The organism is Acinetobacter sp. TR3, assembly GCF_027105055.1.
GTDB lineage: Bacteria > Pseudomonadota > Gammaproteobacteria > Pseudomonadales > Moraxellaceae > Acinetobacter.
Map to the genome: position 1 here is coordinate 2,926,265 of NZ_CP114264.1, position 14,505 is coordinate 2,940,769.

Below are 14,505 nucleotides of genomic sequence, written 5' to 3' on the forward strand. Positions count from 1 at the left end.
TAACCTTATAAATTCAACAAACGTTTTGGCACAAGACGCTTTTTATCTGTAATTTCAGCTAAGCCTAAACAACGCTCACCATCGAATACCAATACTTCAGCAGCAGCTTCGTGCTCAATATTACTTTCTTGACCATTACCAAAATATTTTTCACGCCCTTCGGGTAATTGAACCCGTGGAAAATGTTCAACAGGTGCATAAACAGGTAACAATAATGCATCCCGCTGTTCCTGAGTAAGCCCTTCTAAATATTCGATGGTATAACTTGGATTAATCTCAAAATGACCTGTTTGAGTACGATGTAATTTTGTTAAATGTCCACCACAGCCCAAAGCTTCACCAATATCTTCACCTAACACTCGGATGTAAGTTCCTTTAGAACACGTCACATCTAAGGTCAAACTGTCTTCTGTAAAATCAATGAGTTTTAACTCATAAATCGTCACTGGACGCGCTTCACGCTCAATTTCAATTCCTTGGCGCGCTAACTCATACAAAGGGCGACCTTCTCGTTTCAGTGCCGAATACATCGGTGGCACTTGCTTGATATCACCACGGAACTGTTCTAGAACCTGTTCAATATTAGCTTCAGTTAATGCTGGCACATCTCTTTGTTGAAGAATTTCCCCTTCAACATCACCCGTAGCAGTTGTTTGTCCAAGTTTTACTGTTGTTTGATAACGCTTGGTCGAATCCAATAAATAATGCGAAAACTTGGTTGCCTCCCCTAAGCAAATCGGTAATAAACCTGTTGCAAGCGGATCTAAAGCACCTGTATGTCCTGCTTTCTGTGCATTAAAAAGTCGACGTACTTTTTGCAATGCCGAATTAGAACTTAAACCTAACGGCTTATTTAATAAGAAAACACCACTCAGATGGCGATAAGAGCTTTTTTTCATAAATGAAAAGTCAAACAAGAAAGGTGTATTTTATCAAAACTATTCATCGGATTTTTAAAAATTAAACGCTCAAAAAAACAACATCTATGCTAAATTTATTTTCGTTTCCGAAATTAAAAGCAAATGGATTATGCTTAATGAATAAAAATGGAAAAAAAATAGCATTATTATGTAGCTTATTAATCATTTCAGCAGTCACGCTGAGCGTATTGTATTGGTTATATCCAAATCAGTCTCAGCAATCACTTAACTCAACTGATCAATATAGCAACAACAGCAATCCATCACAGTTGCATAAGAGTCCAAAGAATATCAATCAACTCGATACTTCTTTTAATAGCACCAGCCAAATGGATACTGAGATTGACTGCAAATTACAATTCAATAGCGCTCAGCATTTAATTGTGAATGAACACGTGCGGAATTGTTTTGAGTATTTTATTTCTCAATACGGCGAGCGAAATATTAATGAAATTCGTCATAACTTTCAGCTTTATCTCGCCAAAGCTTTCCAAACATCGCAACAACAGCAAATTTTAGCCTTATGGTCACGTTATTTAGATTATCGCCAAGAGCTCAGTAAGTTACAGACTCAACAACCCACACAGGAAAGCTATCAATATTTCCAAGCTATTTTTGACTCTATGCATGATTTAAAACAACGTTTCTTTTCAAATCCTGAAATTGAAGGCTTATTTGGAACGGAAGATGTTTATCAGCAATATACGCTTGATCGTATGCGAATTTTAGAAAACAACGCACTAGATGCCGCAGCGAAAGCCAAACAATTACAACAACGCTTTGAACAATTGCCTCAAGATTGGCAAGACAATCTCAAAGATTTATCCAAACTCGACGATTTGCATGCATTAACGGCACAAATCAAAGCAAGACATGGTTCAGCTCAAGAACTACGTGATATGCGTGTTAGTTTGGTTGGAGAGGCTGCTACTCAGCGTTTAGAGCAACTCGATCAACAACGATCTGATTGGAAACAGCGAGTTCAATCCTATCTTGATGAACGTAAAACAATTGTAGATAGCAATATGAGCACTTCAGCCAAAGATCAAGCCGTTCAACAACTCAAGCAAAAACAATTCCAATCAGCACAAGAACAACAGCGTTTGCAAACTTTTGAAACTGTCTATGACCAAGGAGGAACCTTACCTTTTAGTAATTAAGAAACATCTTAAGGCATTGAAATAACGCTATTTAGCAAGGATGCAATGTCTCGTTCGAAAGAACATCAAGACCCATATGAAAACAAAAATCGAGAGAAATATCATGCAAAAACTAATCCGCTGTCTTGCACTATCTATGATAGCAATGAGCGTATCAACAAGTTACGCATCAAATACAACGCAAGTTAAAGACAATAATGTCACGTCAACATATGCAAAAACCAAATATCCGATGGTCTTTGTACATGGTGTCGCAGGTTTTTCACGCGTTGGAAGTGATCCATTAGGCGTTGATTATTGGCATCAAATCCTACCCGACCTTGCACGTAATGGCGCAAATGTCTGGGCGACACGACTTTCACCTTTTAACTCAAATGAGGTTCGTGGTGAACAACTGGCGCAACAAGTTGAAGAAATTATTGCGATTACTGGACAACCTAAAGTTAATTTAATTGGTCATAGCCAAGGTGGTCCAACGATCCGTTACGTGGCTGGCATTATGCCAAGTAAAGTTGCATCATTAACCAGTGTAAGTGGCACTCATAAGGGTTCACCTGTCGCTAGTTTAATTATGAATGTAGATGGTACTGTCTTAGGTACAGCTGGCTCTGCCGTCGTGAACTTTTTCTCAGGAGCGATTACATGGTCACAAGGACTCAACCCCAAAAGCTACCCACATGATGCTTTAGCCGCTGGTCGTAGTATTTCAGTTGAAGGTTCAAAACAATTTAATACACGATTCCCTATGGGTGTACCAACCACAAGTTGTGGTGAAGGTAATTATCAAGAGAAAGGAATATATATGTATTCATTCTCAGGGACTCAAGCAGTCACAAACATTCTTGACCCACTAGATCCCCTATTTGCGGGTACGAGCCTAATTGTCGATATTAAAGGAGATAATGATGGTATGGTAAGCCGTTGTAGCGCTAAGTTTGGACGTACAATTAGAGATAATCTCCCTTGGAATCATGCAGATGAAGTGAATCAAGTTTTAGGTTTGAAATCACTGTTTGCACCTGATCCAATTGATATTTATCGTCAACATGCCAATCGACTAAAATTACAAGGATTATAAAACAGCCATAAAAAAATGCGCCAAAGGCGCATTTTTTTGCTTTACAACAAAGTTAAAATTAACCTTGTTTACGAGCTGGTAACTTTTCACGAATACGTGCAGCTTTACCAGACAACTCGCGTAGGTAGTAAAGTTTAGCACGACGAACGTCACCACGACGTTTCACTTCGATTTTAGCAACGATTGGAGAGTGAGTTTGGAAAACACGCTCAACACCAACACCGCTAGAGATTTTACGAACTGTGAAAGCAGAGTTTAAACCACGGTTTTTCTTCGCGATTACAACACCTTCAAATGCCTGAAGACGCTCACGGTCACCCTCTTTTACTTTAACTTGAACGATAACAGTGTCACCAGGAGCAAAAGCAGGGATATCAGTTTTTAACTGTGCATTTTCAACAGCTTGAACTAAAGGATGTTTACCACTCATTGTGGAATCTCCAATATGTGCGGGAGAGAAGAGGTCTCTTATACCGCTGAGGATAGAGGCTAAAACGCATATCGCTCGTTTAACTTTCCCTTTAAAGCAAAATTACTCTAAAGAGCCTATTTTCAACTTAAACTCAGTTTAAGTAGTAACTCGAAGCAAAGCTTCTCGTCTGTTGCAAACACAAACTTCTAACAGTTTAGTCTTGCGAATTTTTAAGCCATTTTTTTTGCTGTTTAGTCAACTCAACTTTATCAACCAACTCTGGTCGACGATCTAAAGTTCGTTGATAACGCTGTAAAAAACGCCATTTCTCAATATTGGCATGATGTCCTGATTTAAGTACCTCAGGCACATCTAACCCTTCGAAATGGTCTGGCTTGGTATATTGTGGACAATCCAGTAAACCATCCACAAAAGAATCTTGGATCGCAGATTGCTCATCAGACATGACATTTGGCAATCGACGAATAATACTATCAAGCAACACCATCGCTGGCAGTTCTCCCCCCGATAAAACGTAATCCCCAATTGACCATTCTTGATCAACATAATTTTGGATTAAACGCTCATCGACACCCTCATAACGCCCACACAATACAATCAAACCATCATAACCAACGAATTGTTGTACTGCCTGTTCATTTAAGGTTTTCCCTTGCGGTGACATATACACTACTGGGGCATGAACACAGCCTGCTTGTGTTGCAAGTTGTTTAGCATGGTTAATTGCTTTTGCCAAAGGCTCAGCCATCATCACCATACCAGGACCACCACCGAAAGGACGTTCATCCACTCTTTTGTAGTTGCCCTCAGCAAAATCTCGTGGGTTAATGCAATTGACTTGCACGATGTCACGCTTTGCTGCACGTCCGCTAATCCCGTGCGCTGTAATCGCTTCAAACATTTCAGGAAACAGTGTAATGACTGCAAAAAACACCGCAGACTCCTCTATTTTCCTGCTGCGCTACTATTCCCAAAAGGATTAGTAGTCTACGCCCCAATTGACGTAAATACGACCAGCTTCAAGATCAACGCGTTGTACCACATCTTTATGCCAAGGAATCATTCGCTCTTCAGCATCAATACTATCAGGTGTCGCTTTCACGACCATGACATCATTAGCACCGGTTTCAAACAGTTCGTAGATTTGACCGAGATTCACTTCTTGTTCTTCATCATCAAGACCTAACACGGTTAAGCCTTTAAGATCAGACCAGTAGTACTCGTCTACATCTGCTTTAGGAAGCTGTGATTTGGCAATCCAGATATTTGCACCAACTAAGTTTTCTGCACCCGTGCGATCATTCACGCCTTTTAATGCAACAACCAAGCCTTTGCCATGTGGTTTCCAACGTTTTACATCTATGGTTTGCCAACCTGCCTTGGTCTCAATGTACCAAGGAAGGTAGTCAAACATATTGCTCATAGGTTCTGTGTTAGAGTAAACCCAGAGCCACCCATTCAATCCATAAGCTGAACGTAACTGTCCAATCTGAATACGATCTTCTGGCACATTCTGTGTTGATGTCATGGGCTACCTACTACAATTATGCAGTAGTTGCAGCTTTTTTAGCTTGAGCAGCTAAAGAAGCAACGCGATCTGAAGGTTGAGCACCTTGAGCAACCCAGTGAGCAAAACGGTCAGCATCTAAACGAACTTTTTCAGCTTTACCTTGTGCAGTTGGGTTAAAGAAACCAATACGCTCGATGAAACGACCATCACGTGCATTGCGGCTATCAGTTACAATGATTTGATAGAATGGACGTTTTTTTGCACCACCGCGCGCTAAACGAATAACAACCATGAGAACAACCTTATAATTTTTACGGATTATCCCTGCGCCGACCATCGGCAGCACTTCAAACCCCTTTCATAGAGGGCAATATTCTACGTTATATTTGCTTTGAAAGAAAGACTAAATTCAGAGTTATCCACAGTTTTGAGCTTGTAAGAAGAGTTGCTAGTATCTGAAGTGGCACGCTACTTTAACTAAATCAGGAAAACTATTAAATAAAAAAGCAAGCTAATTAAGCTTGCTTTTGGAGACTGGAAAGGAACTGATTAACGTCCATCCCAGTTTGAAGTTTGGGAAAGGACACATGTAGATGCCCCTTTGGCCCAAAACCTCTGCCCTTGATCATTCAAACAGAGGACACCATTACCAAATTGATTTGTCCCACTTTTAGGTGTTGCAACTAATACCCAAGATGTCGCTAAAGTTGGTGAAGGGTTGAAACTCAGGTCATATAAAGCACCACCTTGTTTAGGTGTAGTAGTACCACCATAAAGCAAATTAACTGTTGCATTTGCAAATGTTCCATTGGTAGCTTTATATGCTTGCATACGTTGAGCAATAAATAGCATCTCACTTTGAGCATCTACACGCTGACTGCGAATCTTATACTGTATATACGAAGGGTAAGCAAATGCAGCTAAAACCCCTATAATTGTGACAGCAATCATCAATTCAATCAGTGTAAAACCTTTCTCTTCAATTACCATTTATTTTCCCCACCCACACCACAGCTAGTAAAAGTGACATTAGCAGCTGTTTTATTTCTACATTGTGTCCCAGTATTAGTCATTAAATAACTAAAGTTCTGCGGATCTGTGCTTTCAGCCCGAATCACCCATCGTTGCCCTAACGCCGTTACATCAGTCAATAATTTTGTAGTATCAGTACCATCCCTAATAGATAACTTATAACGAATATCAGTTCCAGTGGCACCAACAGGCAAAACTAGTTGAGATGTTACTGGGTCATACCCCACTAGATTACCAGTTGTGTTCTTATACATATAACTTGCATCAAAGCCTAAGTAACTAAAGTTTTTACCTTTATGGCGTTCCAATTGATCAGCTAAACGTTGTATTTCTTGTTGTGCCGTACTTGCAACAGCTCGACGTGAATACACTTGATAGCTTGGAATAGCAATGACGGCAAAAATAGTAATAATTACCAAAACTACCATTAACTCAATCAATGTAAAACCTTGCTGGGATGTTTGCATAGTCATTGATCCTTATTGCGCATACCGCTCATACCATCTGTTTGGAATGAATTTTAATGCACCTCCAGTCGCTATAAATTTTGGCTTATTCGCTGGTGTGCAAGTTTGCCCAGCAGGACACGTATCGTTCGGATCTGGTACAACAATAACTCGCTTGTTCGGATCCTCATCGGCACTACCAACATTCAAAGTTACAATCCCAGAACCAAGGTTATAGACGTACTTTTCACCATCTTTACAAACGCCACCAGGTAAACATATACGTTGAGTAAAAGTATGACCTTTCACGCCAGCACCACAACTAGACGTAGTACCATTGTTTGATGCATCAAATTGAGTGACATATAAACTACCTTGTAAAGCAATCGGTGTAGTCAAACCTTTAATAACGCTAGCACCTGCTGCCGTTGTACCATCAATTTTCTTATTAAAGAGATAATACCATCCACCCCAACCAGCTGTCTTATCAATAGCGGTCGCTGTTGTAGCACCATTAATAAATCTAAGTTTGGTATTTACTGGAGTTGTAGCATTTTCATCTGCTTTGGTACGAGCATCTAAATTAGTACTTGGAAAACGGCCAGCATCCGTACTAGGATAACTATCATAGTCAAAAATTCCATATGCACCATCAAACTGCAAGTTAGTTGGATCTTTCTTTTGAGGTGAGTCACTTGTTGCTAATATAGGTGAACTTTGATTACCAGAAACAAAAGTTACTACAACCGTATTTCCACCAAAGATACTTGTACTGGCTGCACTATTATGTGCCGTAAAGGCTGGTAATGTATAAAAACGCGGACTTGTACCATTATTATCATGCAAGTCTAAGATTTTAATAGTTTGCGTTTTGAATGTATCTTTACCATCATTTTTAAAGTCGATTCTAAAAGCCTGTCCAGCTAAATCTCCAAAATATATATGATCAATAATACCGTCATTATTCCGATCAACACTTCGAATTTGACTAGCTACACTATACTTTAAACTTGGATTATTAGTAGAATCTGCATTCCATAGCAAATCACCCGTATCCGCATCAAACATATATATACCCGCACCAATTCTCTTTTCTGTTCCATCAGCGTTCAGGTTCGTTTCTTGCTTATAGTTATATATCTCATAACCAGCATAACCAGTACGAATACCATTCGATTTTAAACCATCTCCATCATCACCACCAGCATCATACCCCCCTCCCACGATCATAACTAACTTACGTTTACCATTCCAATTTACATAACCAAGTGTAGGTTTCGACCAACTTTGCCCCATTTTGGCTAAAGCATTGTAAGTTACTCCTTCAGGATGATTTTGTGAGTAAACCTTACTTGTTGATGGGTCAATTTGAAATTTAATTTTTGGACTATCAATATTTGTAAGATCAAGAGCATAATAACTACGCCCCCCCATACGCATACCACCATAAACCCATTGTTTACCAATTAAGTCTTCTGTTTTACTTCCTCCAGATACGGTACGAGATGCACCTGCGACAGTTAGAGTTCCATCACTTTTACTAACGTAAACTGTATGCGAAACCCATTCACCATCCATACCATAATATAAGGCATTTTTCCCTGCGGCTAGATTACCACCACCTTGTTTGAAGGTCTCTGATTGCTTTTCAATGATTTCTTTAGGGACAAAAGCAAATTTTTCTATCCCAGTACTAGCATCAACAATCTCTACTAGACCTTGTGTAGTACCAAATAAAACATAATCTTCACGATTAGTCGTATCAATACTAACTTTTCCTGTCGTTGCATCTTTAGAAGCAATTGCTTTGCCTGATTGTGTAATTAAGAGAGGTTTTGAATGATAAACACTACCCATTTGACGCAAACTTGCCGATTGGGTAGATAAATCTAAACCATTCGTATTCGTACCATCCGATATAATATAACCTAGTAGTCCCATTAGGGCTGGCGCATACTTCGTATCTGTTTTCGTTTTATCATCACTAGTATATTTATATGTAATCTGTGATAAATTAAGATTTTGTGAGATTTGACCATTATTAGCGGCCTTAGTCCCATCATAGTTATAATCTGTCAGTAGTTTTCGCCCTGTTTCACCTTGTGCATTTCGACCTAATGTTAAACGATTTAAAACTCCGCCCTTTTTAAACAAAGCTGTGCCATCTGGATAACTAGATTTACTTTCCCAAATATCTGCTAGATCTTGTAGGACACTTTTCTTAACAACAACCGTATTATCATCAGCAACAGACTTACTTGAATAAACCCCATTATTTAATACATAATATTTTTTAAGATTACCAAACCAAATTTGCTGTACATCTTCAGGTTTAACCTTTGGTTCAAACTGTGGAAAATATGCATATGGCTGCACTATAGAGGGGTTCAATTCATCTAATGGTATTGTAGACGAACCTGTACTCATTGATGGAATATCTTTGTTAAGCTGTTTAATAAAAGCATTAATACTATTCACAACATCTTGTGAATTTGATCCAGCAACCCAACCCCCATCACCTAACGTACCCCAAACTTTAGCATCTTCTACATCGTTATTACCTGTACTAGTAAAATCACTACCAAATCCAACCACGACTGTTTTAATCTGTAACCCTACAGGATTCTTAGCAGGATCCAACAATGATTGGGCATATTTACCAATACATGACCATCCATTATTTGATGAGTTAAAATATCCAGTCCTACCAAGTAAACTACTATAAATATTAGTGCGATTACCAAGTGAACTGTTGTTACAATTAAATAAACCCCCTTTCGTTGACAAAGACTGTTTCATCAACTTGTATGCTGTTCCGCTTACACCATCTCTCCCTGTGCCTATACCACCACTCGGATTAGGCTCGCCATCAGTCAGGAAATAAATTCCCTGCCCACTACACTCTTTTTTAGCAGAGTTATCTATCTGACTTTTAATAGAACTTGGCATATCATATATTGCACCATCTTTTGAGGTGCTTATAGAACTACTAAAACCACTATTATTATTATCCGTATCATCTAATGTCATATTATAATTGAAACATGTGGCGGAGTTATTACCTACATTACAAGCTCTACTACTAGTAAAACCTGCAGGTACCGAATAACCCGAGGAAATATAGTTCCCCCAATTCGAACAAGCTTTTGTATTCGTATTCCAACTTTGGCAAGCCCAACCTGTACTAGGATTACCATTAAAACGCGCATAAACAGGAACATTCACTGTGACTTGCGGTAAGGCAGTCGTAGTCCCAAGCAAATATGCAGCTGCATCAGCATAAGCATAAGCAGTTGGAGTGCTACCACTAGCAGATAAACTATTAATCACACTTACTAAATCATCGCGATGAGTCACATTTTTATATTTTGGAATATTCTCCCAAACATAAGTACAATCACTTCGATTACCATACGTACAACTAATATTTTTGTCCGTTATATATGGTGAAGCTGTACTAAATCCTGTCGGCAATTTAGTACTATCCCCTCCCCATGACAAACAATTATAATTATCCGGATTCCATGTTTTACATTCATTATAGTATATTGTGTCTACATTCTTACCACTTACGACAGTACGTACAGTATATCTCGTCCACCGTGGTTTAATATAATTTCCATCTTGAACAGAACCTGTAACTGTCCCTAATGCTTTAGCAGGAATTCTAATATATCCCTTAGTCGCACTAAATGTCGCCAACCCTATAATTACTTTATCTTCAATTCTTGGGGTCGTAGACGTACCATTTAATGCATCATTTAAACCTTTTTTGAGGGCACCTATACGATCTTCCTTATAAGAATTAGATCCTGCCCCCATACTTCCAGAGGTGTCTAACATCATCATTAAGGTCGTGGTCCCTACACTATCTTCAGGAACTTTGTAAATTTCAATATCACTAGCATAAGTTGATGGTAAGCTTACACACAATAAACTAGTAATCGCAGCTGAAAGTGCAGCAACTTTAAACTTAGACACCACAGAGGTCTGCTGACGTGGTGTCATGTCGCTTCGATTTTGTACATTTTTCATGTTTGACACTCCTCTATGATGCACCTGTTACAGGCTTTAAGGTATATTCCATCTCTTGATTACTGTAAGGCACGTTATTTGTTTTCAAGCAGTCGGATACTGTTTCATTATTTGTTACAGTACTATCAACAAAACTGGTGTAGTTTGATAAACAGGCTTGTATATCACTTGAACTATTACTACTTAAATTAGGGATAATAGATGTAACGTTAACTACTACTTTTTGAATTTTTTGGGTTTTAGACATTTCTGAATCATCCCCTTCAAGCAAATGTTCCCAGTCTTGACTATTGCTAGCAGCCCGGATGCCGACACGAGTCATTACAGCGGAACGTCCACTGATAAAATCAGCTTTTTGATCTACATTACAAAATCCAACTGTTCCAAGTTGAGTATTTTTAATTTGTGATCCTTCCCAATAAACCACACTAGCATTGCGGCTACCAGACAAACTATTCGCATCGCCACCTCGGATACAGAAAACAAGTTCTTTACCCTTATTCTCTGGACGTAAGACATAAGCCAACATTCCATCACCTATTTGCATTTTTGCTAATGTTAATTCATCAGAAGTTTGATTCTCTAAGTTAAAAAACACCGCATCAGATGCTTGCTGTAATAATGCTTGCGCTTGCGTATTCATCGCAATATTTAATGATGTCAAGCTACCACGAATTGCCCATGTCCCTACTAAAGTTAACAGTACAAGCATGATCAAAACGACAATCAAAGTTGCACCGCGCTGCATTGCTAATCTTCTCATTTTGGATTCTCCTGCAAGCCAAAACCATTACGCAATGCTACTGTTTGAGTAACTACCTGACGATTATAAAGATTGTTTTTACTATCCGTTTTGAGTGGTTTATTCACATCAAAAATTTGATATGTTTTATTCGGATCAGCTAAATCATTTTTACCAACACTGTCAGGAGAGCGTACCAATACACCAATTTGAATTGAAACTATTTGTGGTTTTGTAGTAAGTGCCAAATAATTAGGAATACTAATATATCCAAAACGGTCTAACAGGCCGTCCTTACCAGCTTTTGCTGGATTAGTGGTGGCATCTAGTGTATCGGAAGCCACTCCTAGTAAAATGTGCATATGATCAACGCGAGGAATAATAATCTCCCCATCACCATTAAGCCCATCCAATTTAAGTTCATCATCCTTTGTATAGGTAGTGGCTTTACAAGCTAAAACTAGGGGTGTATTTGGATCATTATTATTTTGACTATCAGCACGTAAAAAATAACGCTCAACAACATAAGCATTTACATTTATTTGGTTTCCTTCGCAATCAAATGAGTTACCAATAGTATTCCGATATTGAATTACCAATTGATCACTTTTTTCGTCTTGTAAATTAGATAAACCTATATTCCCTTGCGTCATTAAATTATTAGCAGCAGTCCCACCTGTAATTGTAAAAGTATTCACGCTACTTAAATTTGCCTTACTTAATACAATCCCCCCATGCAAAATAGTCGGATCTATCACTGGTTTTACTGCATTTAGATTGGCTAGCCGAATATCCCTCAACATGTACTCAAAACCGAAACTAGCGCTATTTTGCAAATTAGCAGCACTTTGCTGAATAGCCATACCTCTCTGCCCTGTTATATAAAGTTGAATTGCTGCTGCTGTAATTAATAAGCCTAAAATAATAGCGATCATTAATTCAATCAGGGTAAAGCCTGACTGATTCCTATAATAGTCATTTCTAGTTTGAATAAATAAATAATCATTGGCTGCTTTCACTAGAATGTCTCCATGACCAAACATTGAGCATCTGGCTTATAAATACCATTAAGCATACAAGTAGAAAGATCATCTTTAGTAATGACCGTTTTCCCCCATGCAATATAGATACAGGTGCGACTACTGCCATCACATTGCTTCATTATTATGGTTTGTCCAGCATTATTAGCTTTTGTTAAAATCTGAGTCGCATCATATTTAGCCATCTTTGCAACATCGCATGCAGGTTGATAAGCTGTTGATGTACCAAAACAATCTGTTTCTGTCTGTTTATTATTGATTGAAGAAATATAATCATTAATACCTAATCGATTTATTCGCATACGATCAGTTAAATCTCTTGCTGTGGTCATTGCTGTTGTACGATCCATTGCTTCTGCTGTTGCTTGCAAAGCACGAAGTTGTAAAGCAGAAAATCCAAGTACACCTATTGCCAAAATAAATAAGGCAACCAAAATCTCTACCATTCCTATACCATGCTGTTGCTTAATCATGAGCAGCCCCCTGATTTATCCTCAATTTTTTGAATTACTCCCGTTTTAGAGATACTGATTTGTTTGGATGAGCTCAATTTTTGGCTACATACAGTAAAAACTAAAGGAACAGGCTGTTTTATTTTTTTAGGATTAGTGATAGGGTCTTCTGGTTGGCTAGGATTAAAAGAAGGATTATTAATTTCTTTTTGTCTTATAGTAACTAACCCTATAGGTTGAAAAACAACGTCTGTTGTATCACTTGTTAATTTAATATCATCATATTTTGATATCCAAAAAAAGTTAGTGGCATCACTTGTGCCATCGCTAAACTTTACGGTTACCTCTTTTCGTAACACCGCAGATTGAGCCCTTGCCTGCCCAAAAATATAGGCTAAATCTTTCGCTGTAGTATTTAAACGCTGCTTAGCGATTAAATCACTTAGGGGCGGTATCGTCATTACTGCTACAACTGCCAATATGGCAATCGTTACCGCCATCTCTATTAAGGTGAATCCTCGATTGTTCCCCATCGCTTTACACCTAATCATCCAAATTCCCTTACTCTATATTAAATCTTATTTTTACAGAACCAATACAAAGCAGATAAACTCCATAAAAAAACGGATAGGCTGCACCCTATCCGTTTCAAGTTCACATTTTTCTATAAAAATTAGGCTTGTATCACCTGAATACGTAGCTCTTTAGGTAAGCTAAATGTAATGTTCTCTTCTCGTCCATCCAACTCTTTAGGAGGGGTTGCCCCCCAATCTTGTAACCGTTGAATCACTTGTTTAATCAGTATCTCTGGGGCTGATGCACCTGCAGTCACACCAATTTTACTTTCCTGCTTAAACCATTCTTTTTCAAGCTGATCAGCATTATCCACGAGATAAGCAGATTTACCCATCCGCTCTGCCAATTCACGTAAGCGATTTGAATTCGATGAATTCGGAGAACCTACTACCAACACTACATCACATTGTTCCGCCAAATCACGTACTGCATCTTGACGATTTTGAGTGGCATAACAGATATCATCTTTCCTCGGACCTTGGATCTTAGGAAATTTTGTTCTTAAGGCATCGATGACCTTAGCCGTATCATCAATCGAAAGCGTCGTTTGAGTGACAAATGCAACTTTATGAGGATGTTCAACCACCAAAGCTGCAACATCTTCTTCATCTTCAACCAAATAAATCTTTCCACCACCAGATTTATCATATTGCCCCATTGTACCTTCGACCTCAGGATGCCCCTCATGCCCAATTAAGATTGCTTCAGTTCCTTCTCTGGCATATTTCGTGACCTCAATATGCACCTTAGTTACTAGAGGGCAAGTCGCGTCAAAGACTTTTAGACCACGGCGATCTGCTTCTTGTTGTACTGCTTTAGACACGCCATGCGCACTAAAGATTACAATCGAATCATCAGGCACTTGGTCAAGCTCATCTACAAAAACCGCACCACGCTGACGCAGATCATCAACAACAAACTTGTTATGTACCACTTCATGACGTACATAAATTGGCGGATTAAAACATTCTAGTGCCCGATTAACGATTGCTATAGCACGGTCAACACCAGCACAAAAGCCTCGTGGATTGGCCAACACAATTTCCATAACATCCTCTCTTATCACCTGAATATTTATGCC

The 14,505-nt window shown here is 38.7% G+C and carries 15 protein-coding genes; 2 read left to right on the forward strand and 13 right to left on the reverse strand.

Annotated elements, in window-relative coordinates; genetic code table 11:
* Positions 1-5: 5 nt before the first annotated feature.
* Positions 6-899: a tRNA pseudouridine(55) synthase TruB gene (gene truB, locus O1449_RS14060; protein ID WP_269229468.1), complete on the reverse strand. Its 894-nt coding sequence runs from the start codon at positions 897-899 to the stop codon at positions 6-8.
* A gap of 137 nt (positions 900-1,036) precedes the next feature.
* On the opposite strand from truB, the gene O1449_RS14065 reads away from it, so the two are divergent.
* Positions 1,037-2,080, forward strand: a complete 1,044-nt coding sequence (locus tag O1449_RS14065) for a lipase secretion chaperone (protein ID WP_269238621.1) — start codon at positions 1,037-1,039, stop codon at positions 2,078-2,080.
* A gap of 103 nt (positions 2,081-2,183) precedes the next feature.
* Complete coding sequence (locus O1449_RS14070) at positions 2,184-3,158, forward strand: esterase/lipase family protein (RefSeq protein ID WP_269238622.1); 975 nt, start codon at positions 2,184-2,186, stop codon at positions 3,156-3,158.
* A 58-nt stretch (positions 3,159-3,216) separates the two neighbouring features.
* Here the strand turns inward: O1449_RS14070 and rplS are convergent, their stop codons facing one another.
* From rplS to ispH, 12 genes are all read right to left on the reverse strand, one after another.
* Complete coding sequence (gene rplS, locus O1449_RS14075; protein WP_004660214.1) at positions 3,217-3,588, reverse strand: 50S ribosomal protein L19; 372 nt, start codon at positions 3,586-3,588, stop codon at positions 3,217-3,219.
* A 196-nt stretch (positions 3,589-3,784) separates the two neighbouring features.
* Complete coding sequence (gene trmD, locus O1449_RS14080; RefSeq protein ID WP_269229465.1) at positions 3,785-4,525, reverse strand: tRNA (guanosine(37)-N1)-methyltransferase TrmD; 741 nt, start codon at positions 4,523-4,525, stop codon at positions 3,785-3,787.
* Between the two features lie 45 nt (positions 4,526-4,570).
* Positions 4,571-5,119 (reverse strand): ribosome maturation factor RimM, encoded by a 549-nt coding sequence (rimM, locus tag O1449_RS14085; RefSeq protein ID WP_005156501.1) that lies wholly within the window; start codon positions 5,117-5,119, stop codon positions 4,571-4,573.
* A gap of 16 nt (positions 5,120-5,135) precedes the next feature.
* Complete coding sequence (gene rpsP / locus O1449_RS14090) at positions 5,136-5,393, reverse strand: 30S ribosomal protein S16 (RefSeq protein ID WP_004660208.1); 258 nt, start codon at positions 5,391-5,393, stop codon at positions 5,136-5,138.
* Between the two features lie 257 nt (positions 5,394-5,650).
* A complete protein-coding gene (locus tag O1449_RS14095) occupies positions 5,651-6,091 on the reverse strand; it encodes a type IV pilin protein (protein WP_269229464.1) in 441 nt (146 codons plus the stop codon).
* Positions 6,085-6,600 carry a type IV pilin protein gene (locus O1449_RS14100; RefSeq protein ID WP_269229463.1) on the reverse strand — a complete coding sequence of 172 codons (516 nt, stop codon included), beginning with the start codon at positions 6,598-6,600 and terminating at the stop codon, positions 6,085-6,087. Before O1449_RS14100 ends, O1449_RS14095 begins: the two co-directional genes overlap by 7 nt.
* A 12-nt stretch (positions 6,601-6,612) precedes the next feature.
* Positions 6,613-10,614, reverse strand: coding sequence for a hypothetical protein (locus O1449_RS14105; RefSeq protein WP_269238623.1), 4,002 nt, complete (start codon positions 10,612-10,614; stop codon positions 6,613-6,615).
* Between the two features lie 13 nt (positions 10,615-10,627).
* Positions 10,628-11,377 (reverse strand): pilus assembly PilX family protein, encoded by a 750-nt coding sequence (locus tag O1449_RS14110; RefSeq protein WP_269229461.1) that lies wholly within the window; start codon positions 11,375-11,377, stop codon positions 10,628-10,630.
* The gene (locus O1449_RS14115; protein ID WP_269229460.1) at positions 11,374-12,375 is read right to left on the reverse strand and encodes a PilW family protein; all 1,002 of its coding nucleotides are present in this window, start codon (positions 12,373-12,375) and stop codon (positions 11,374-11,376) included. The genes O1449_RS14110 and O1449_RS14115 overlap by 4 nt, the downstream gene beginning before the upstream one ends.
* Positions 12,375-12,869 (reverse strand): type IV pilus modification protein PilV, encoded by a 495-nt coding sequence (pilV, locus tag O1449_RS14120; protein ID WP_269229459.1) that lies wholly within the window; start codon positions 12,867-12,869, stop codon positions 12,375-12,377. The genes O1449_RS14115 and pilV overlap by 1 nt, the downstream gene beginning before the upstream one ends.
* The gene (locus O1449_RS14125; RefSeq protein WP_241306567.1) at positions 12,866-13,381 is read right to left on the reverse strand and encodes a pilus assembly FimT family protein; all 516 of its coding nucleotides are present in this window, start codon (positions 13,379-13,381) and stop codon (positions 12,866-12,868) included. The genes pilV and O1449_RS14125 overlap by 4 nt, the downstream gene beginning before the upstream one ends.
* A gap of 140 nt (positions 13,382-13,521) precedes the next feature.
* On the reverse strand, positions 13,522-14,472 hold the full coding sequence (gene ispH / locus O1449_RS14130; RefSeq protein ID WP_269229458.1) for a 4-hydroxy-3-methylbut-2-enyl diphosphate reductase: 951 nt from the start codon (positions 14,470-14,472) through the stop codon (positions 13,522-13,524).
* Between the last annotated feature and the right edge of the window lie 33 nt (positions 14,473-14,505).